The organism is Rhizobium sp. CB3090, assembly GCF_029714285.1.
Taxonomy (GTDB): Bacteria; Pseudomonadota; Alphaproteobacteria; order Rhizobiales; family Rhizobiaceae; genus Rhizobium.
In genome coordinates this window covers 1,337,264-1,355,636 of the sequence record NZ_CP121663.1, presented here as the reverse complement: position 1 = coordinate 1,355,636, position 18,373 = coordinate 1,337,264, and the positions used below count along the sequence as shown (strand labels likewise).

Annotated in this window: 17 protein-coding genes and 4 pseudogenes; 9 read left to right on the top strand and 12 right to left on the bottom strand. The window is 58.6% G+C overall.

Annotated features, from left to right (window positions below; genetic code table 11):
* Positions 1-54: 54 nt before the first annotated feature.
* Both QA646_RS25010 and QA646_RS25005 read right to left on the bottom strand, forming a co-directional pair.
* Complete coding sequence (locus tag QA646_RS25010) at positions 55-204, bottom strand: hypothetical protein (RefSeq protein WP_283059425.1); 150 nt, start codon at positions 202-204, stop codon at positions 55-57.
* A 99-nt stretch (positions 205-303) separates the two neighbouring features.
* Positions 304-1,590 (bottom strand): Nramp family divalent metal transporter, encoded by a 1,287-nt coding sequence (locus QA646_RS25005; RefSeq protein WP_283059424.1) that lies wholly within the window; start codon positions 1,588-1,590, stop codon positions 304-306.
* 173 nt (positions 1,591-1,763) lie between these two features.
* Between QA646_RS25005 and QA646_RS25000 the strand changes: the two are divergent.
* Positions 1,764-2,575, top strand: a pseudogene (locus QA646_RS25000) (IS110 family transposase); the annotation flags it as partial.
* A 167-nt stretch (positions 2,576-2,742) separates the two neighbouring features.
* On the opposite strand, the pseudogene QA646_RS24995 reads toward QA646_RS25000, so the two are convergent.
* Both QA646_RS24995 and QA646_RS24990 read right to left on the bottom strand, forming a co-directional pair.
* Positions 2,743-3,266 (bottom strand): annotated as a pseudogene (locus QA646_RS24995) (transposase); the annotation flags it as partial.
* 402 nt (positions 3,267-3,668) lie between these two features.
* Complete coding sequence (locus QA646_RS24990) at positions 3,669-3,881, bottom strand: CsbD family protein (protein WP_283059423.1); 213 nt, start codon at positions 3,879-3,881, stop codon at positions 3,669-3,671.
* Positions 3,882-4,027: 146 nt separating this feature from the next.
* Here QA646_RS24990 and QA646_RS24985 point away from each other — a divergent pair, with 146 nt between their 5' ends.
* The gene (locus QA646_RS24985) at positions 4,028-4,270 is read left to right on the top strand and encodes a DUF982 domain-containing protein (protein WP_283059422.1); all 243 of its coding nucleotides are present in this window, start codon (positions 4,028-4,030) and stop codon (positions 4,268-4,270) included.
* A gap of 418 nt (positions 4,271-4,688) precedes the next feature.
* On the opposite strand, the pseudogene QA646_RS24980 reads toward QA646_RS24985, so the two are convergent.
* The 4 genes and pseudogenes from QA646_RS24980 to QA646_RS24965 all read right to left on the bottom strand — a co-directional run.
* Positions 4,689-5,013: pseudogene (locus QA646_RS24980) on the bottom strand (transposase); the annotation flags it as partial.
* An 88-nt stretch (positions 5,014-5,101) separates the two neighbouring features.
* Positions 5,102-5,572, bottom strand: a pseudogene (locus QA646_RS24975) (aconitate hydratase AcnA); the annotation flags it as partial.
* 176 nt (positions 5,573-5,748) lie between these two features.
* Positions 5,749-6,321 carry an S-(hydroxymethyl)glutathione synthase gene (gene gfa, locus QA646_RS24970; RefSeq protein WP_283059421.1) on the bottom strand — a complete coding sequence of 191 codons (573 nt, stop codon included), beginning with the start codon at positions 6,319-6,321 and terminating at the stop codon, positions 5,749-5,751.
* Positions 6,322-6,485: 164 nt separating this feature from the next.
* On the bottom strand, positions 6,486-7,592 hold the full coding sequence (locus QA646_RS24965) for an alcohol dehydrogenase catalytic domain-containing protein (protein ID WP_283059420.1): 1,107 nt from the start codon (positions 7,590-7,592) through the stop codon (positions 6,486-6,488).
* 140 nt (positions 7,593-7,732) lie between these two features.
* On the opposite strand from QA646_RS24965, the gene QA646_RS24960 reads away from it, so the two are divergent.
* From QA646_RS24960 to pntB, 7 genes are all read left to right on the top strand, one after another.
* Complete coding sequence (locus tag QA646_RS24960; RefSeq protein ID WP_283059419.1) at positions 7,733-8,083, top strand: DoxX family protein; 351 nt, start codon at positions 7,733-7,735, stop codon at positions 8,081-8,083.
* A 56-nt stretch (positions 8,084-8,139) separates the two neighbouring features.
* Complete coding sequence (locus QA646_RS24955) at positions 8,140-8,757, top strand: TetR/AcrR family transcriptional regulator (protein WP_283059418.1); 618 nt, start codon at positions 8,140-8,142, stop codon at positions 8,755-8,757.
* Between the two features lie 399 nt (positions 8,758-9,156).
* Positions 9,157-10,011, top strand: a complete 855-nt coding sequence (locus QA646_RS24950; RefSeq protein WP_283059417.1) for a hypothetical protein — start codon at positions 9,157-9,159, stop codon at positions 10,009-10,011.
* A gap of 19 nt (positions 10,012-10,030) precedes the next feature.
* Positions 10,031-10,615: a YceI family protein gene (locus tag QA646_RS24945; protein WP_283059416.1), complete on the top strand. Its 585-nt coding sequence runs from the start codon at positions 10,031-10,033 to the stop codon at positions 10,613-10,615.
* A gap of 427 nt (positions 10,616-11,042) precedes the next feature.
* Complete coding sequence (locus QA646_RS24940; RefSeq protein ID WP_283059415.1) at positions 11,043-12,170, top strand: S-(hydroxymethyl)glutathione dehydrogenase/class III alcohol dehydrogenase; 1,128 nt, start codon at positions 11,043-11,045, stop codon at positions 12,168-12,170.
* Between the two features lie 30 nt (positions 12,171-12,200).
* Positions 12,201-13,775 carry a Re/Si-specific NAD(P)(+) transhydrogenase subunit alpha gene (locus QA646_RS24935; protein ID WP_283059414.1) on the top strand — a complete coding sequence of 525 codons (1,575 nt, stop codon included), beginning with the start codon at positions 12,201-12,203 and terminating at the stop codon, positions 13,773-13,775.
* A 22-nt stretch (positions 13,776-13,797) separates the two neighbouring features.
* Positions 13,798-15,171, top strand: a complete 1,374-nt coding sequence (gene pntB / locus QA646_RS24930; RefSeq protein WP_283059413.1) for a Re/Si-specific NAD(P)(+) transhydrogenase subunit beta — start codon at positions 13,798-13,800, stop codon at positions 15,169-15,171.
* Positions 15,172-15,556: 385 nt separating this feature from the next.
* Here the strand turns inward: pntB and QA646_RS24925 are convergent, their stop codons facing one another.
* The 4 genes from QA646_RS24925 to QA646_RS24910 are packed head-to-tail and all read right to left on the bottom strand — an operon-like array spanning position 15,557 to position 18,372.
* Positions 15,557-15,877: a 2Fe-2S iron-sulfur cluster-binding protein gene (locus QA646_RS24925; protein ID WP_283059412.1), complete on the bottom strand. Its 321-nt coding sequence runs from the start codon at positions 15,875-15,877 to the stop codon at positions 15,557-15,559.
* A 35-nt stretch (positions 15,878-15,912) separates the two neighbouring features.
* Positions 15,913-17,154, bottom strand: coding sequence for an FAD-dependent oxidoreductase (locus tag QA646_RS24920; RefSeq protein WP_283059411.1), 1,242 nt, complete (start codon positions 17,152-17,154; stop codon positions 15,913-15,915).
* A gap of 2 nt (positions 17,155-17,156) precedes the next feature.
* Entirely contained in the window at positions 17,157-17,711 is a 555-nt protein-coding gene (locus QA646_RS24915) for a cupin domain-containing protein (protein WP_283059410.1), read from the bottom strand.
* Positions 17,704-18,372 carry a 4-carboxy-4-hydroxy-2-oxoadipate aldolase/oxaloacetate decarboxylase gene (locus QA646_RS24910; RefSeq protein WP_283059409.1) on the bottom strand — a complete coding sequence of 223 codons (669 nt, stop codon included), beginning with the start codon at positions 18,370-18,372 and terminating at the stop codon, positions 17,704-17,706. The genes QA646_RS24915 and QA646_RS24910 overlap by 8 nt, the downstream gene beginning before the upstream one ends.
* Position 18,373: the final 1 nt, after the last annotated feature.

Here is an 18,373-nt window from a genome sequence, read left to right as displayed (position 1 = left end):
TGCGCGCGTTTTAGGCAGCACCATGTTCTGAATGCCTTGTTCAATTCATCACGATCAATCGGCAGCGGGAAGTTGCGGTTGCTCCAGTTGAGAGTTGCGGTCGTTGAAGGTCATTGCGCCGACGGCCAACACGCAGCCGACGAGAACAATCATCAGGATGTAGACGATCAACGCGCCTGTTTCTGTATCATCGAAGATAGCCATCTTGCATACCTTCCTTTTCGGGTGACGAAAGCCGAACGTATCGGCCTCGGCAATGTTCCGCGGCCGCGAATAAGGGCGCTCAGGGTGCTGCAGGCCTTATCACATGAACCAGCTCGCAATGAGCGCCAGCGTCGCCGCGAAAATTGCGGCTGTCGTCACACAGGCCATGATATTCATTGCGCGGGAATTGACCTGATCCCCCATGATCTTCCGATTGTTGGTCATCAGGATGATCAGCAGCAACAGCGGTGGTGTGGAGAAGCCCTGAACTATGCCGGACCAGACGAGCGCCCTCATCGGATTAAAGCCGAGGAAATTCAAAGCAACGGCAACCGCCGTCACGACGCCGATGACGACGTAGAAGCCGGGAGCCTCTCGGGCGCGCGCATGAAGATTTCCTTTCCAGCCGAAGGATTGGGCAAGGTCGTAGGCTGCTCCGGTCGTCATGACCGGCACGGCGAGAAACCCGACGGAAACCACGCCGGCGGCAAAAAGATAACCGGCCGCTTCGCCGGCGATCGGCTTCAGGGCATGTGCGGCTTCTGCTGCCGTTTCGATGTCGGTCTGGCCGTTTGCATGAAGCGTTGCGCCAGTGCACAGAATGATGAAATACATGATCAGATTGGAAAAGGACATGCCAATCAGGATATCACGCCGCGATTGACGCAGTTCCCTGCTGCTTGCGCCTTTGCGCTGACTCAGCGAAGTCTGGCCATCGGCTATCTTTTCCTCGACTTCCTCATTGGACTGCCAAGTGTAGAGATAAGCCGACAGCGTTGTGCCAATGATGGCAACGAGAATGGACAGGAAGTCCTTGTTGAATTCCACCGACACTAGGAAGGTCCCGCGTAGGGCGGCGACGAGATCGGGTTTTGCCATGAGCGCGGCGCCGGCATAGGCGATGAGCGTAAGCGCAAGCCAACGAAAGATCCTGCTGATCAGCGTGTAAGAGCCGAAAATCTGCAAGGCGAATATTGTGGCTGCGACCCCCATGACCGTAAACCAAAAAGGCAGCGTCGTGAAAAGGCCGAGCGATGCGGCAATGCCCCCGAGATCGGCTGCCGCCTCTATCGTGTTTCCAAGGACGACACCGACGAGCACCAGCCATAAGAGCCAGCGAGGATAGAAATCATGAATCGCCTGAAACAGACCTCTGCCGGAGACCTGACCGAGCTTAGAAGACAGATAAACGACGGTAAACATCATCGGCAGCGTAAGCGGTGCGGTCCATAAAATGTCGAGGCCGAAACGCGCACCTGCGCTGGCATAAGTTCCGATGGCTGACGGATCGTCGTCGGCAGCGCCGGAAATGATGCCGCGGCCCAATGCGCTACCAATGCCTGAATTCTTGATAGGGCGCGGATGATCGGATGATCGCTCTTGCATCTGCCAATCACCGGATGGATGCGACGGATGACAGCGAGCCTGGATTTGCCCGAAGCAAGGAGGAGATTTTCTGAGAGATTGCTGCTTTCAAAAGCACTGCTCCAAGTTTTAGAGCCGAACTTCCGTAGTGATGGTTGGTTCCCGCTCATGCGCTTCAAACTGCCCGTAGACGAACGTTGATTGCGCCAGCTTATGTGAAGCCCTTTGTAAAACGGCAGAAGAATGATGCCGCCGATGCCGAAGCGATCTGCGAGGCCGCACAACGGCCGACGATGCGTTTCGTGGCGGTGAAGAGTGAGGAGAAGCAGGCCTCGGCGGTGATCTTCCGAACGCGCGACGTACTCATCGGCCAGCGCACTCAGCTCATCAATGCGATTCGCGGCCACCTGTCTGAGTTCGGCTTCATTGGGCCGCAGGGGCCTTCCCACATCCAGCAACTCATCGCGCAGGTCGAGGATCGCTCCTCAAGCATACCAGAAGCCGCTCGCTGTTGCCTTGCTCTCCTCGTCGAGGCCTTACACCGCCTCGAGGAGCAGGTCAGAGAATTGGATGCGGAGATTGCGGCGCGGGCCAAAGCGGACGCTACGGCCCATCGCCTAATGAGCATTCCTGGGATCGGTCCGCTAATAGCCACGCACTGGAAGCAATGGCTCCGCCAGCGGAAATTTTCCGCTCCGGACGTGACTTCGCCGCCTGGATTGGGCTGACGCCGCTTCAGCGCTCGACCGGCGGCAAGGAACGGCTTGGGCGAACGTCGCGGATGGGGGAACGAACGTTGCGACGACTGCTGATCATCGCATCCAGCGCCGTGGTACGCTGGGCCAAGCGAAAGGGCGTGCCATCTGGGTCGTGGCTCCGCCGAATGTTGGCACGCAAGCCACCGATGCTGGTCATCGCGGCGCTGGCCAACAAGGCCGCAAGTATTGCTTGGGCGCTGACGACGAAAGGTGGAATCTACCGAGCTCCGACCGTTGCCGCCCGATGATGGCGAACGGAAGCGAGGCCGTCGGAAGGACGTGAGAAGGTCGAAGGACAGGTATGGCGCAACGTCGGCGAGGCGGGATCAGGAGAACCAGGCGCATGGGGAGCGCTTCGAGCGCGTTCCAGTGATGTGGATCTGATCCTCGAACTCCCATACGGGCCCGCGGCCAGAACCGCCGACCGGCAGCGTTCGCCACATTGGGATCGCCCGCGTAATCGAGACATCTTCGTGGAGAGACCAGTCTCATCGATAAAAATAAGCTTGGCGAGATCGAGATCGAGTTGACCGTCAAACCAGGCCTGCCGCCGTTTCAACAGGTCGGAACGTTCTTGCTCCAATGCATGTGCGGCCTTTTTTTGAAAGTCCAGCCGCACTTGCGCAGCCAGACATCGAGAGCACTGCGGCCGATGGAGACGGTCTTCTCTTCGGCCAGCCGCAAAACCATTTCGTTCAGCGTGATGTCCTTTTCCTCTTCGATCATCCCAACGATAAAATCTTCATGGATATCCAGACGAGAGCCGCCGCGGCGACCCTGTTTCGCCGGCGTCATCTGGCCATGTCGTGCGTTGGCGATCCAGGCGATGGCCGTTGAGATTCCTATACCGAACCGGGCCGCCGCTGATCGTGCCGACATGCCATTACGCGACGCCGCCAGAACGCGGCTGCGAAGATCGTTGCTGAAAGCACGGGTCATATCGCCTCCGACCAAATCACCACTCGGGCGATCGAATCAGAAATCGACTAATAAGGGAATCTCGATTCCGATTCCCCGTTCAGTGGACGTGCTCTAGACGCCGATGTAAAACGCTTATCTGCCGGTGCCGGAGCGAGATAAGGATGGCACGGCCAAAGGAAAATAACAAAAATTCGGGCAATCTTCTAAGTAACAGGCGTGTTTGCTCTTGACGGGCGGCATTCGTAGATGGGGCGCGATAACCCCAAGAATTTGGACTTCAACAAACTCGGATCACGAATAGTTTTTTCATCGGTGTCGCTGCTCTTTCGGGGAGCTATTGCTGTTCCCGCCAAATGGAGCCGGACGAATTGGCAGGACATGAAAGCAGCAAGGGGTGACCCCGCGACATATCAGAGATCGCTAACCTTCGTGGAATCCCTGCCGAGCATACCAGGCATCGATATCGCGCCTTGCACGATCTCTCTCCAAACCATAACGCTCTTGTATCTTGCCTTCGAGTTGTTCGAGACGGCCATCGATCTGATCGAGGTCATCGTCCGTGAGTCTGCCCCATTGTTCCTTGACCTTTCCCTTCATCTGCTTCCAATTGCCTTCAACTCTATTCCAATCCATGACTTCCTCCTTGGTTGCCTTCGTCGGCTATGGAAAGGTAATGCGGCTTATTTCTATTTGTTCGGGCGGTGTCACACATACCGATTTTGAAACCATAGTGGAACGTGATCGCTTCCCTCCGGTTATTATCCTGGAAGGAGCCGAACATGGCGCAATGGGATCAACCCGTGACGGTCGTAACCGGTGTCATTGGCCAATTTGTCACGATCAGCAGCACAGAAGGCGCGGCGGAATATATGCTCAATGAATGGCCAAGGGGTAAGGCTGGAAAGAAATTTGCCGCCGCCAAGTTGGCGCTGATCGATGCTCATGATGGCAAGATTTCAGTCGACGTGGCGCGAGCTGCCTTCGTGGCTGCTCTGGAAGAAGCGGGGATCTTCTTCAGGTGATTTCGCGGTAGCTTCTGGCAGCGGTCGTTTCCGCCTATGCATCGCTCCCCGCTCTGAATTCGTTTGCGTTGACGCGGCAGTCTTGGATAGGCTTGGCTATATTCCTACTGGCGAGCGCACTGATCATCGCGACTGCGCATCTTATGCACCTGCTTATGCGCGCTTTGCGGAGCCGAAGAGCAATCAGAGCTGATCGCGAGGGAGATGAAACACCGCATCAGCAATCTGCTTCAGATGACCGACGCGCGGCTCGCAAGGATATTAGTGCTCAGGTCGTCCCGAGAGTTCAGGCAGCGCTTCAGGACGAGATACTCGCTCAAGCAAGGCATGTTCCTCGTCGAATGCGATTTCAGGGGCTCCGTGGCCATTTCTGCATGGGGCAACATACGCCTTTGCTAGGCGCATCAAAGTATTCAACAATCGAGACCTTCCAGTCCGCTTTGATCGTGTCGACAAGCTTGCGCTTGCGGGCAGGCCTCAAAGCTTTTTTGACAGCACGTCCTGCAGCATCGCTTTGTCCAGCGACAGGTCGGCGACGATCTGCTTCAGCTTGGCATTCTCCTCCTCAAGCTGCCGCAGACGCTTCATCTCCGAGGGCATCAGGCCGGCGTATTTTTGCGCCAGTTGTAAAAGGTCGCATCCGAAATGCCCGCCTTGCGGCACACCTCACCGACCGGTGTGCCGTCCGCCGCCTGCTTCAGCACGAACGCGATCTGCGCCTCCGAAAACTTCGATGCCTTCATGGAATTCTCCTCTTCTTCCCCGCGGGGATCATAAGTGGAAAATTCCAGGTCCGAATGGCTTAATTTAACGGGGGCACGTCAGTCTCAGTTATATTGCGGATGTCCCTCCAACTAAATTGCGAAGAATCAGCGGCAGGATGCCACCGGCCCGAAGGATCTCGACCTCCGCATTGGTTTCGATCGCTGCTGTCGCAACAAGCTTCGTCCGTTGCCCATCCTTACGCTTCACGGCGACCCCTATCTCGCAACGCGGATCGACGCGAGCCGGGTCCGCGACAATCTCGACAACGTCGCCCGACATAAGCGCAAGCTCGTCCGGACCAAAACCATCCGGTAGCCGCAGCGGCAGGACGCCCATGCCGATCAGGTTCCATCGGTGTATCCGCGCGAAGCTCAGGGCGAGAACCGCCCTTGTCCCGAGCAAGGCGACACCTTTCGCGGCCCAGTCGCGCGACGATCCCATGCCGTATGGCGCGACGGCGACGATGGCGACGGATCGATCCTCCTGCGAATAGCGTTGCGCCGCTTCTCATAGGGACATCGTCTCGCCCGAGGGAGCCAGCGAGCCGTTTGGAGCACGGAGGATTGCTTGCTGATCGCCTGTGCCCAAACCTTCTTCAGACAAGCGATGCGCGGGCCAACCTATCCGCTTGCGCATGTGAACCGAAACGATGCCGGACGACTTTTTCAGCGCGGAGAGTAGGAGCCGGATGACCGTCCCGGCTCCTTGCAGGTCTACGCTGCCAAAATGCCATTCTTCTTTGCCGTCCAGGTGGCGATATAATCCATCAGGCCAGGGGAGAGGCAGTCGTAAGGTGCAAGGTCGAGCTCGGTGAGACGCTCGCGGATTGCGTCCATCTTTGAGGAGTCATACCCTGCCTCGATGATTGAGGATACGAATGCAGCAAATCCGGGTTGCGCCCATCCTTCTTCCTCGAAACGCTCGGGATGGATGAAGGACAAGCCCTTGAACGGGTGATCCCGCTCCACCGGCCCATACATATGGACGCCGCACTCCTTGCAGGCATGTCGTTGGATCAGGGCATTTGCATCGACAACCGCGAGCTTATCGCCGTTCTCGACGACTTCCACGGCTTCTGTGGGTGCCACCGCAACGATGGAGAAATTTGCGCCCACCGGCTTCCAGCATTTGGTGCAGCCGCAGGCATGATTGTGGGCGATATCGCCCTTAATCTTCACCTTAACCGGGTTCGTCGTGCACTCGCAAACGAGCGTGCCTCCGGTGAACGAGGCACCGCTCTTCCTCAATCCCCCATCGACATGGGGGTGTATGCCGACATTTGCCATCGCTTCTTCCTCCTATTTAGCCGGACACCACGCCCGGCCTTCAGAACGGCAGACGACCGATTAGCGATTCAGTCGCTGCGCATGCCACCTCAAATCGGCGACCGAAGGGGCATCCCCGAGCCGCTCGACGGTGATCCGGTAGGTATGGGCCAATTGGAATTCCGTTACAGTTCGACGGCGTAGTAGGTGAATCCGCCTTCGTCCTTCCCGACGCCAGAAATGGCTTCGTTGATCTTTTCCAAAGGCCATACCATCGGCGACATGACCGACATATCGATGATCCCCGCTTCGACCATCGCCGCGATCTCCATGCCTTCTGCGGCCGTGAACCAAACGGAACCGATCAATTCCATCTGCTCGTCCATCCACCATTTGACGTCGACAGGCAAAGCCCCCGACGTGCCGCCGATGTTGACGATACGGCCTCCCCGTTTGACGCCACCCATGGCGTCCAGCATGGAGTCGAGCGGCGCCTTGGCGCCGAGTGTATCGAGCATCAAGTCCGCACCGCTCCCGTTCGTCTGCTCCTTGACGAAGGCTCCTGAAGATCCCGTCACGTTCGAGAAGGTGACGATGCGATCCGGCGCGATCGCTTTCAGCCGCTCAAGAAGCGTCTCGCCCCTGGCTACTGCGTAGATTTTGGCAACGCCCATTGCCAATGCGAACAGCGTCGCGCCCAAGCCCAGCGTTCCGGTGGCGCCGTTGATGATCAAAGTCTTGCCCATCAGCGGGCCGCATTTCTTGAGGGCTGCGTAAGAGGTGCCGAGATAGCCCATGCGGGAACCTTGGACGAAGGTCATGTTGTCGGGGATTTTGATGATCTGCGCCTGCGGGGCCAGCATGAATTCGCCGAAGCCCCCGTAAGGATAGCGGGCGAACATTTCCATGCTTTTCGGATTGTATCCAAAATATCCGCCCAGCGTCCAATATTCGCAGGCCTGCGGCTTACCCGAAGAACAATGATGGCATGCACCGCAGAAACGCCCGGGGTTCACATATACCCTGTCGCCCGGCTTGATGCTGACAACCTGGGGACCGACTTCGTGAACCACTCCACTCGGATCGAGACCGTGAATCGCAGGCCGAGACGGCAGCGGCATCTGCGGATACCAAGTCTGCCAGTTAGCCAGAACATTCGCCAGGTTCGGAACCATTCCACAGGCTCTCACGCGGACGATTACGTCGCTTCCGGTGGCCTTTGGACGTTCTACCTCGTCGATGCTCATCGGCTGACCAACGGCGTGGAGCCGCGCGGCACGCATCATTTCCATCGATATTCCTCCCAAACTCAAAGATTGCGTCGTATTGACATCCTATATGGATTGTGAATACCGTTTAGTATCTGAAAAGGCAAGCGAGGAAAGACAACTATCCTCGCCGACCCGGCAGAGTCCGGCGTCAAGGAGGAGAAATGGATTTCGTTTTGGTTGACTGGCTCCGCATTCTCTGCGGCGTCTGGTTCATTCCCCACCTGATCGGCAAAGGGCTGCACTATGAGAAAGCCGGGGGAACATTCGAAGCGGCAGGCTTCAAGCCAGGGAAGCTGTTCGTGGGACTCACGATGGTTGCGGAGGTCTGTGCGGCCGTAGGTTTGATCTTTTCTCTATACCCCAGGGTTGCAGCCGTGTTCGGTGCTTTGGTATTGCTCGGAGCCGGTTATGCGGTCGTGAAGATAAATGGGCTGAACTGGCGCTGGCAGAAGATGGGGCCGGAGTATCCAATCTTTTGGGCGCTCATTTGTCTGCTAACAGCACTTGTATGATCATTGCATTTTGAGGTACGCCTCGGTGTCTGAATACGCACGAACGGGAATTGCGAATGGCACGGCTGACACGTGAGCAAAGTCAGGCTCGAACGAAAGAGAAGCTTTTAGCGTCCGCTTATGAAGTCATGGCGCGGTACGGCTATGCTGGTGCTTCGATTGAGCGGATTGCCGAGGAGGCCGGCTATTCAAAGGGGGCGTTCTACTCGAACTTTGCCAATAAGGAAGACATCTTCCTCCAGCTCCTTGCCGGCAATGCCGGTGGAGACGTGGTTCAACTGACGGAACTTCTCGGCAAATGCGATGACCCGATGGAGCTCATCGACACTCTCGCGACCTGGGCGAACAACCGCGGAGATGACCGGCGGTGGGGAATGCTGGCGATCGAGCTGCTGCGCATGGCACAGCATGATCACACACTGGGCGATCGTCACATAGGGCTCTTCCGGAATCAGTGGGAGGGCGTCGGCAAGATCCTTATCGATAAGCTGGACCTCGTTATGCAGCCGCCTGCGAGCCCGTTCTATATCGGCGGTATCGTTCTCGAACTTACCTATGGCGGTATTTCGAGCTTCCTCAAGGAGGGAGCCCCTGGGGACATGGTCCGGGTCGTCTTGCGTGACATGTATCGGTCGTCGCGGGCAGCCAAATCCGGCGTCCCGGTAAAAGCCTGACAGAGATCATCTGTCATACGGCATAATAAACGCACGACTTTACCGTTAGTCGTCCCGCGCGCTCTTAACCTCAAAATCTGTCATTTTGCAAAGCGGATCATGCAGCGGAGAGGATGCCCGCTTTTGCGTCCGTAGCGCGCTTGACATCCCAAAATTCAGAGACTAACTTTCATTCAGAAACTATATGGTATGTGAAAACCACGCGGTATCCAAACCGAGAGTGGCAGCCGCTGTTGAGGAGCATGCGGTTATTGGGGGGACTATGAGCAAAAGTAGGATGACAGCGATCTGTCGGAGCAAGCCGTCCGGAAGCTAAGGCGCCGGCTGCTTTGGTGCCGGATGTCACGCGCTGGCGGACTGGGCACCGCAGAAAACATTTCGTAATTCGGAAAACATCGCATGCTTGGATTTGGCAACTCTCCGCAGGAGGTGCTGGCCGCGTCCCTGCTCGTCATGGTGCTCGTCGGCATTTTCGCGTCGGGCCTGATGCGCTGGCGCGGCTTCATGTGCCTCACCGACCTCCTAATGCCTGCTGCTTTGTTGGTAGCCTATTGGCTCGTCTACAACAAAGTGCCGCCTTTTCCGCCTGTCGGGGCAGTCAACAAGGTGTTCTACGTGATTGTTATCGGGACTGCAGTGGGGTTCGCGGTCGAGGTCGCCGCCCAACGCGCGGTTCGCGTTGTGTCCCTTTTTCAGCCGGTGGCGGCCGCATTCTATATTGGCCTACCCCGCTTGGGAGTGGCGACGTGGGAAGTGGTGGCTGCTGCGACGGCCGGCGTGGCTATAATGTGGCTCGTCTTGCGCGGGACGTCTGTTCGCGCAAAGGATGATGTGAAGCGGGGCAGCGTCGTTGCCGTGCTCGCGCTCGGCTTCGGGCCGATAGCCCTCCTGGGTGCGTCCTCCTCCTCGTTTCAGCTCTGTCTGATGCTTGCAGCGGGTTGCTTGGGAATTCTCCTGGTACACATCATCAATCCCGTTTTCCGTTTTGGCGGCGCTTCATCGATCGGCGCATTGGGTGGACTGATTGCCGTCGCTTACACTGTGGTGTTGATCACGCGCAAAGCCGATCCCATCGCCATTGCGATCCTCGGCCTCTGCGTCGTGCTGCCAGTGCTCTCAGAGGGTATCTGCTCGACGCTTGGCGCATCTCGGCAGTTTCCGCGCCTTCTCGTCCATGTAGCCCTGGCTGTGCTTCCGGCCGCGTTGGCGGTCGCTGTCGCGTTCCTGGACTATGGATCGAGTTTTCCAGCTTAACATGAGGAGGAGAATGAAAATGAAATATAGACTTGCAGCTTTGTTGCTTTCGATGACGTCGCTCGCCGGGGCAGTGTCGCCCGCTTGGGCCACCAAGTTCGACATCGATCCCGTTCATTCTGGAATCGCGTTTTACATCGACCACCTGGGCTTCTCGAAAGTGATTGGAGTCGCGCAGGAATTCTCAGGCGCTTTCCAATTCGATGCCTCGAAGCCCGAGGGAAGCAGCCTCGATGTCAAGGTCAGGGTTGGCTCGATCTCGACGAACAACAAGCAACGCGATGGCGACATCCAGGGTGCCGATTGGTTCAATGCAACGGAATTTCCGGAAATCACCTTCGTCGGTAAGGAGTTCAAGAAAACCTCCGCCACCACGGGACAAATTGTTGGCGACTTGACGATTACGGGCGTCACGAAATCCACTGCGCTGGATGTCAAGTTCAACAAGGAAGGTCAGAACCCCTGGGACAAGAGCCACGTCGTCGGCTTCAGCGCGACAACCAAGGTCAAACGGAGCGATTTCGGCATGAAAGCAGCACTTGGGATGATCGGGGACGATGTCGATCTCGTGATCCAGGTGGAAGGCCGCGAGCACCAAGGCTGATCGAGCGCAATCTCGACCGCAAGGTCACTTCGCGAGAGAGGTCCCGTCGCAACAGCACGACGGGACCTTTTCAGTATGGGCGCATCAGAAAACGCTTTGCCCAGAACAGATAGCCACTTCACTGGCCGCTTTGCAGCTTCCATACTCGACCCGGCCCGAGACGGGCGGTCGGGGGAAATTTCTAGCTATTTCGGATACTTTTTGGTATGCAAATTCTAATCAGTATGTTAACGAAGATCCACGCGGCTGGAGGGCGGAGATAAAACCGCAGGCGCGCATTGGGAGGATCTATACATGCTTCGGCCTGCAATCTCGCTCGTTTGCCGAACGCGAAACTCCAGTCGACGCACTCGCTATTCTTCCGCGATCTGACACTCGCGATCAAGGCCGCACTGCGCAAATTTGGCAATCATCGAAAGGAAATCTAATGGACGTACGCGCCGCCGTAGCCGTTGCCGCCGGTAAACCGTTGGAAATCATGACCGTTCAGCTCGATGGCCCGAGGGCCGGTGAGGTGCTGGTCGAGGTCAAGGCGACCGGCATCTGCCATACCGACGATTTCACGCTGTCGGGCGCCGATCCGGAAGGCCTGTTTCCGGCGATCCTCGGCCATGAAGGCGCCGGCATCGTCGTCGATGTCGGCCCCGGTGTGACCTCCGTCAAGAAGGGCGATCACGTCATTCCGCTTTATACGCCCGAATGCCGCGAATGCCCCTCCTGTCTCAGCCGCAAGACCAATCTCTGTACGGCGATCCGCTCCACCCAAGGCCAAGGCCTGATGCCGGATGGAACGTCGCGCTTCTCGATCGGCAAGGACAAGATCCATCACTATATGGGCTGCTCGACGTTTGCCAATTACACGGTGCTGCCGGAGATTGCCGTTGCCAAGGTCAACCCGGACGCCCCCTTCGACAAGATCTGCTATATCGGCTGCGGGGTGACCACCGGCATCGGCGCCGTCATCAACACCGCCAAGGTGGAGATGGGTTCAACCGCGGTCGTCTTCGGCCTCGGCGGCATCGGTCTCAACGTCATCCAGGGCCTGAAGCTGGCCGGTGCCGACATGATCATCGGTGTCGATCTCAACAACGACAAGAAAGCCTGGGGCGAACGCTTCGGCATGACGCATTTCGTCAATCCGAAGGAAATCGGCGACGACATCGTGCCCTATCTCGTCAACATGACGAAGCGCGGTGCCGACCAGATCGGCGGAGCGGACTACACCTTCGACTGCACCGGCAATACCAAGGTGATGCGCCAGGCGCTGGAAGCTTCGCATCGCGGCTGGGGCAAATCGGTGGTCATCGGGGTCGCTGGCGCCGGCCAGGAGATCTCGACGCGTCCGTTCCAGCTCGTCACCGGCCGCACCTGGATGGGCACGGCCTTCGGCGGCGCGCGCGGCCGCACCGATGTTCCGAAGATCGTCGACTGGTACATGGAAGGCAAGATTCAGATCGATCCGATGATCACCCACACCATGCCGCTCGAAGACATCAACAGGGGCTTCGAACTGATGCATTCGGGCGAGAGTGTCAGGGGTGTTGTCATCTATTGACGATCAGCAACTTTCTAAGAGGGGAATTACATGATCATTGGGTCACCACGAGAACGGCTTGAAGGGGAAGCACGCGTCGCGATGACGCCGGACAGCGCCACCCAGCTTCAGAAACTCGGATATCAATGTGCCATCGAAACCGGCGCCGGCAAACTTGCCGGCTTTTCTGATGACGCCTATCGCGCGGCCGGCGTCACGATCGTCGACAGCGTTGAAACACTTTTTGCAAGCGTGGACGTCATCGCCAAGGTGCGCCCGCCGGAGCCAAGCGAAATAGCGAGGCTTTCGAGCAACAAGACGCTGATCTCCTTCTTCTATCCCGCGCAGAACAAGGAGCTTCTTGAGCAAGCGAAGGCGACCGGCGCAAACGTGATTGCCATGGACATGGTACCGCGCATTTCGCGCGCCCAGAAGATGGACGCGCTGTCCTCCATGGCCAACATCGCAGGCTATCGCGCCGTGATCGAGGCCGGAAATAATTTCGGTCGCTTCTTCACCGGTCAGGTTACCGCAGCCGGCAAGATCCCGCCGGCCAAGGTTCTGGTCATAGGCGCTGGCGTCGCCGGTCTTGCCGCCGTCGGCACCAGTGTTTCGCTCGGAGCCATCACCTACGCATTCGACGTTCGCCCGGAGGTGGCCGAGCAGATCGAATCGATGGGTGCAGAATTCGTCTTCCTGAACTTCAAGGAACAGCAACAGGACGGCGCGGCAACGGGGGGCTATGCATCCCCGTCGAGCCCGGAATTCCGCGAAGCGCAACTGAAGAAGTTCCGCGAGATCGCGCCGGAGATCGACATTGTCGTCACCACCGCATTGATCCCGGGCCGCGACGCGCCGAAGCTCTGGCTTGCCGACATGGTCGCTGCGATGAAGCCGGGTTCCGTGGTGGTCGACCTTGCGGCCGAACGCGGTGGGAATTGCGACCTGACCGTTCCGGATCAGAAGATCGTTTCTGAGAACGGCGTCACCGTCATCGGCTACACCGATTTCCCGAGCCGCATGGCCGCGCAGGCATCGACCCTCTATTCGACGAACATTCGCCACATGATGACGGACCTGACCCCGAAGAAAGACGGCGTTCTCGTCCATAACATGGAAGACGATGTCATTCGCGGGGCCACTGTAGCCTTCCAGGGCGAGATCACCTATCCGCCGCCACCGCCGAAGATCCAGGCGATTGCAGCCCAGAAACGGCAGGAAAAGGCCAAGGAGCTGACACCGGAAGAACGGCGTGCCGCCGAAGCTTCGGCCTTCAAGTCGGCAACGCGCCAGCAGGTCGGCCTGCTCGTCGTCGGCGGCCTTCTCATGGCGCTTATCGGCGCCTATGCACCGTCGGCCTTCATGGGCCACTTCATCGTCTTCGCGCTTGCCTGCTTCGTCGGCTTTCAGGTCATCTGGGGCGTCAGCCATTCGCTGCATACGCCGTTGATGGCGGTGACCAATGCGATTTCCGGGATCATCATCATCGGTGCGCTGCTGCAGATCGCAGCGGGCGGCTGGCTGGTGACAGCCCTTGCCGCCGTTTCGGTGGCGATCGCCACCATCAACATCGTCGGCGGCTTCATGGTCACCCGGCGTATGTTGAACATGTTCCAAAAATCGTGACGCCGGCCGGGGGATCAGAATCATGTCTATCGGTATCCAGACCGCGGCCTACATCGCCGCATCCGTTCTCTTCATCCTTTCGCTCGGCGGCCTTTCCGGTCAGGAAAGCGCCAAACGCGCCGTATGGTATGGCATCGTCGGCATGGCGATAGCCGTGCTCGCGACCATCCTCGGGCCAGGCGTCGGACCTTCCGTCGTCCTGATCATCATGCTGTTCATTGGTGCTGTCGTCGGCACGTTGCTGGCGCAGCGTGTCGAAATGACCGGTATGCCGCAGCTCGTGGCAGCGCTGCACTCCTTCGTGGGCCTTGCTGCCGTGCTGATCGGCCTCAACTCCGACATGACGGCGCATGAGTTCGCCACCAATGCGGAAAAGATCATCCATGAAGTGGAAATCTTCCTCGGCGTCTTCATCGGTGCGGTGACCTTCACCGGCTCGATTATCGCCTATGGCAAGCTTTCCGGCCACATCGGCGGCAAGGCGCTCATCCTGTCCGGCCGGCACATGTTCAACATCCTGATGGTGCTCGTGTCGCTTGCGCTGATGATCATGTACATGAACGGCGCGGGTTCATGGTCGCTCTACCTGATGACGATGATCGCCTTTGTTATCGGCGCTCATCTCGTCATGGCGATCGGCGGCGCCGATATGCCGGTCGTCGTTTCGATGCTCAACTCCTATTCTGGCTGGGCGGCGGCGGCGACGGGCTTCCTGCTCGGCAACGATCTTTTGATCGTAACCGGAGCGCTGGTCGGCTCGTCGGGCGCGATTCTGTCCTACATCATGTGCAAGGCAATGAACCGCCAGTTCCTCTCGGTTATTCTCGGCGGCTTCGGCAATGCCGCAGGCCCGGCGATGGAAGTCGTGGGCGAGCAGGTTGCTATCGACGCCGAAGGCGTTGCCGCGGCGCTGAATGACGCCGACTCGGTCATTATCGTTCCGGGTTACGGCATGGCGGTCGCGCAGGCTCAAAGTGCGGTTTCGGAGCTCACCCGCAAGCTGCGCGCAGCCGGCAAGAATGTGCGCTTTGCGATCCATCCGGTCGCAGGTCGCCTGCCTGGCCACATGAACGTCCTGCTCGCAGAAGCCAAGGTGCCTTACGACATCGTGTTGGAAATGGACGAGATCAACGACGATTTCCACGAGACCGATGTCGTCATCGTCATCGGCTCGAACGACATCGTCAATCCGGCCGCACAGGAAGATCCGAATTCACCGATCGCAGGCATGCCGGTGCTGGAGGTCTGGAAGGCCAAGCAGGTTTTCGTCTCCAAGCGCGGCCAGGGTACCGGCTATTCCGGGATCGAGAACCCGCTATTCTACAAGGAAAACACCCGTATGTACTACGGCGACGCCAAAGAGTCGGTCAACGGCCTGCTTCCGAAGCTGGCCTGAGAGCTTGATGATGAGCGCCGCCACCAACTGAAGAAATGTTCTCAAAGAAACGCATTCCTCGGCAGCCATAAGACCTTCACCGGCAGGCTGCCGTTGCGCGCTCTGGAATGGTTCATTCGGAGGTCGCCCGACCGCGTCAACGCGCGGTAGCTTGTGGAGACATGCGGCTAAGGCCGCTCCAACGGTTTACGCCAGGTCGCGAGATCGCCTGCGTAACGCCCATGGCTATGAGTGCCATGGGCGCGGACGGGCCTTAATTGATGCTTTCTTCAGCTCGAAATTCAGCCATGAAAGATCTGACTGGCTGGAAGGCGCTAACCGTGATTTTGGATCGTCGCTCATCGTATGACCTGGAGATCCGCCCGTGATTAGAGCGGATCGATTGTCATTCTTCGGGGGCAATGCGAACGACGATTCCACTGAGAGTCTCGTCAAAGGGGATTTGACAGGAAAGCCGCGAGTTCTCTTGGCGGTAGTCGGAGCCCTCCAGCAATTCACTCTCGTCGATCGAAGGGGTCGCCAGGCTTGCGGTCCTTGGCAATTCCTCGACGTAGAGGTGGCAGGTGGCGCAGGAAAGGCATCCACCACACATTGCAAGCAGCTCATCAAAGCCCGCGCTTCGGATATTCTCCATCAGCGAAGTACCCACTCTTCCCTCGAAACTATGCAGCTCTCCGTCCCGCGTACGCACCGATATCATAGACATTTTTTCCTCCACTTTCATTCCGGGCCTCGAATGCCTCACAGCGCTTCGGGGCTAAGTTCCTTGAGTTGTTTCGATGTGTCTGCCAGAGCGTCGCGGTCGATTCTCGCCGAGCTATCGACAAGCTTTCGTCCTTGCACGTAGTCGCGGGATGCGTTGACGCAATCGAGGGCCAGCACCGCTCCGTCTTTGAGATAGACGACGCTGAAGCTCCGGCTGGCCGGGTTACCCCGTGTCACCACGCTGTCAAAGCCGTAGTTGAGACCAACTGTCTGCATCCTCAAATCGTATTGATTGGACCAGAACCAGGGCGTCGCATCGTAAGGCTTGAGGTCGCCGCAGATCGCTTTGGCGGCGGTCGTCGCCTGATCCGTCGCGTTCTGCACGGATTCAATGCGAATGCCAGGACCATGTCGCAGCCGAGCACAGTCTCCGATGCAGTAAATGTCCGGCAGGGATGTCCGGCAAAACTCGTCGACATCCACACCGTTCGAGCCTTCTGCGCCCGCCTCGATCAGCGGGCCGGCCGACGGGATAATGCCTATACCGACCACGACGATATCGGCTGAGATCTTCTCGCCGGTCGCGAGCACGACATTCCTGACGCGGCCGTTGGAACCCTCCAGAGAGCGGACACCGCAGTTGAGGCGAATGTCGACCCCATGTGCGCGATGCTCGGCTTCGTAGAACCTCGATACCGGCTCCCCGGCCACGCGCGCAAGCACGCGGTCGAGCGCCTCGACCAAAATGACGTCTTTGCCGATCTCTCGGAACACCGCTGCCGCTTCAAGACCGACATATCCACCGCCGACGATCACGATCCTTTCGGCGCCGGGAAGGACTTCGACGAGTGCGTCGCAATCCGCCTTGCTGCGGATATAGCAGATTCCGGCCAGCTCGCTCCCCGGGCAGGAAAGCCTCCGCGGTTCGCCACCGGCCGCCCAGACGAGCTTGCCGTAGGAGAAGCGTTCGCCGAGATCCGTGACGACGACATGGGCTGCAGCATCGACGGTGGTCACACGCCTGCCCAGCATCAGCTCCACCTGTCGGGAGGTCCAGAAATCCTCCGGCCTCAGATGCATTCTTTCGAAAGATTTCTTTCCCGCGAGATATTCCTTCGACAGCGAAGGGCGGTCGTAGGGGACTTCCGGCTCGGCGCCGATCAGCGCAATGCGTCCCGTGAACCCGGACTGCCTGAGCGCTGCCGCTGTCTGCGACCCGCCGTGTCCGCCGCCGACGATGACGCAGTCGAAGAAACGATTGTGGTTCTCCCGCGTCATTGTCACGACTCTCTTTCGGCGCCGATGAGGACGAAGCACATGGTCGCAGGCTTGTCGCTCTTGTTGCGCCAGGCGTGGCGCGTGCCGCATTGGACGACGACGTCGCCCTGCCTCAGTAGCGTTTCGGCGCCGTCATCGAGTTCGAGCCAGACCTCGCCATCGAGGACAATGTCGTAATCCACCGTGTCGGTGGTGTGCATACCGGGGGCGCCGGGCTCGAACGCCTGGATCAGGCCAGGGATGTGCACCGCCTGTTCCTCGAAGGCGGCCGCCGGATCGACGGTCGCAAATACCGAGTCCGGCGGGAAGACGACGATCATCAGCTTCGTCTGGCCCGGTTCGGGGGTGACCAGGATTTGCGGCGGCGCTTGCTCCGTATGAGGCTGCGGAAGGCAGGGTTTCGCCGAAGTTGCATAAAGGACCGAGGTAAGGTGGCCTGGCACAGACTCGTATATGTGAGCATTGGGCGCCGGGCCGTCGCTGATGAACACCGACTTGCCATTACTGATACCTGTGACGACCCGCCGGGGTATGCGCAGTGCTGTTGCCCTATTCATAGATCAGGCCTTTCGCCTCAAGCTGCGGACGCATGTTGTTAATGTCGAGGCTGAGTTGACCCCTCTCGTAGAGACCGCGCTTTTCGTCTTCCATTTTCTGGCGTTTGCGCGCTTTTTCGAGGACCATCGCGGCGTCGTCGCGCTTGATCACACAGACACCATCGTCGTCGGCGACGATGACATCGCCTGGCTCAATGTAGGCTCCGGCGCAGACCACGGGGACCTGGACGTTCGCCAACGTCTCCTTGACCGTGCCCTGAGCCGATATCGCCTTGGACCAGACTGGGAAGTTCATGGACCTGAGGTCGGCGACATCGCGTACGCCGGCATCGATCACCAGTCCCAGGATTCCGCGCGCCTTGCACGACGTCGCGAGAAGATCGCCGAAATATCCGTCCGTGCATGGCGAGGTCGGTGTGACGACCAGTATATCGCCGGGGTGCGCGACCTCGAGGGCGACATGGATCATCCAGTTGTCACCCGGAGGTACCTCGCATGTGAGCGCCGTGCCGCCGATGCGCGCGCCCTCGATCACGGGGCGCAGATGCGGAGCCAGCAATCCCTTGCGGCCCTGCGCTTCATGGACAGTGGCGACACCGAGCTTGCCCAGGGCTTCGCATATCTCGCGGTCCGTCCGCGATGTGTTGGTCATTACCTTCATT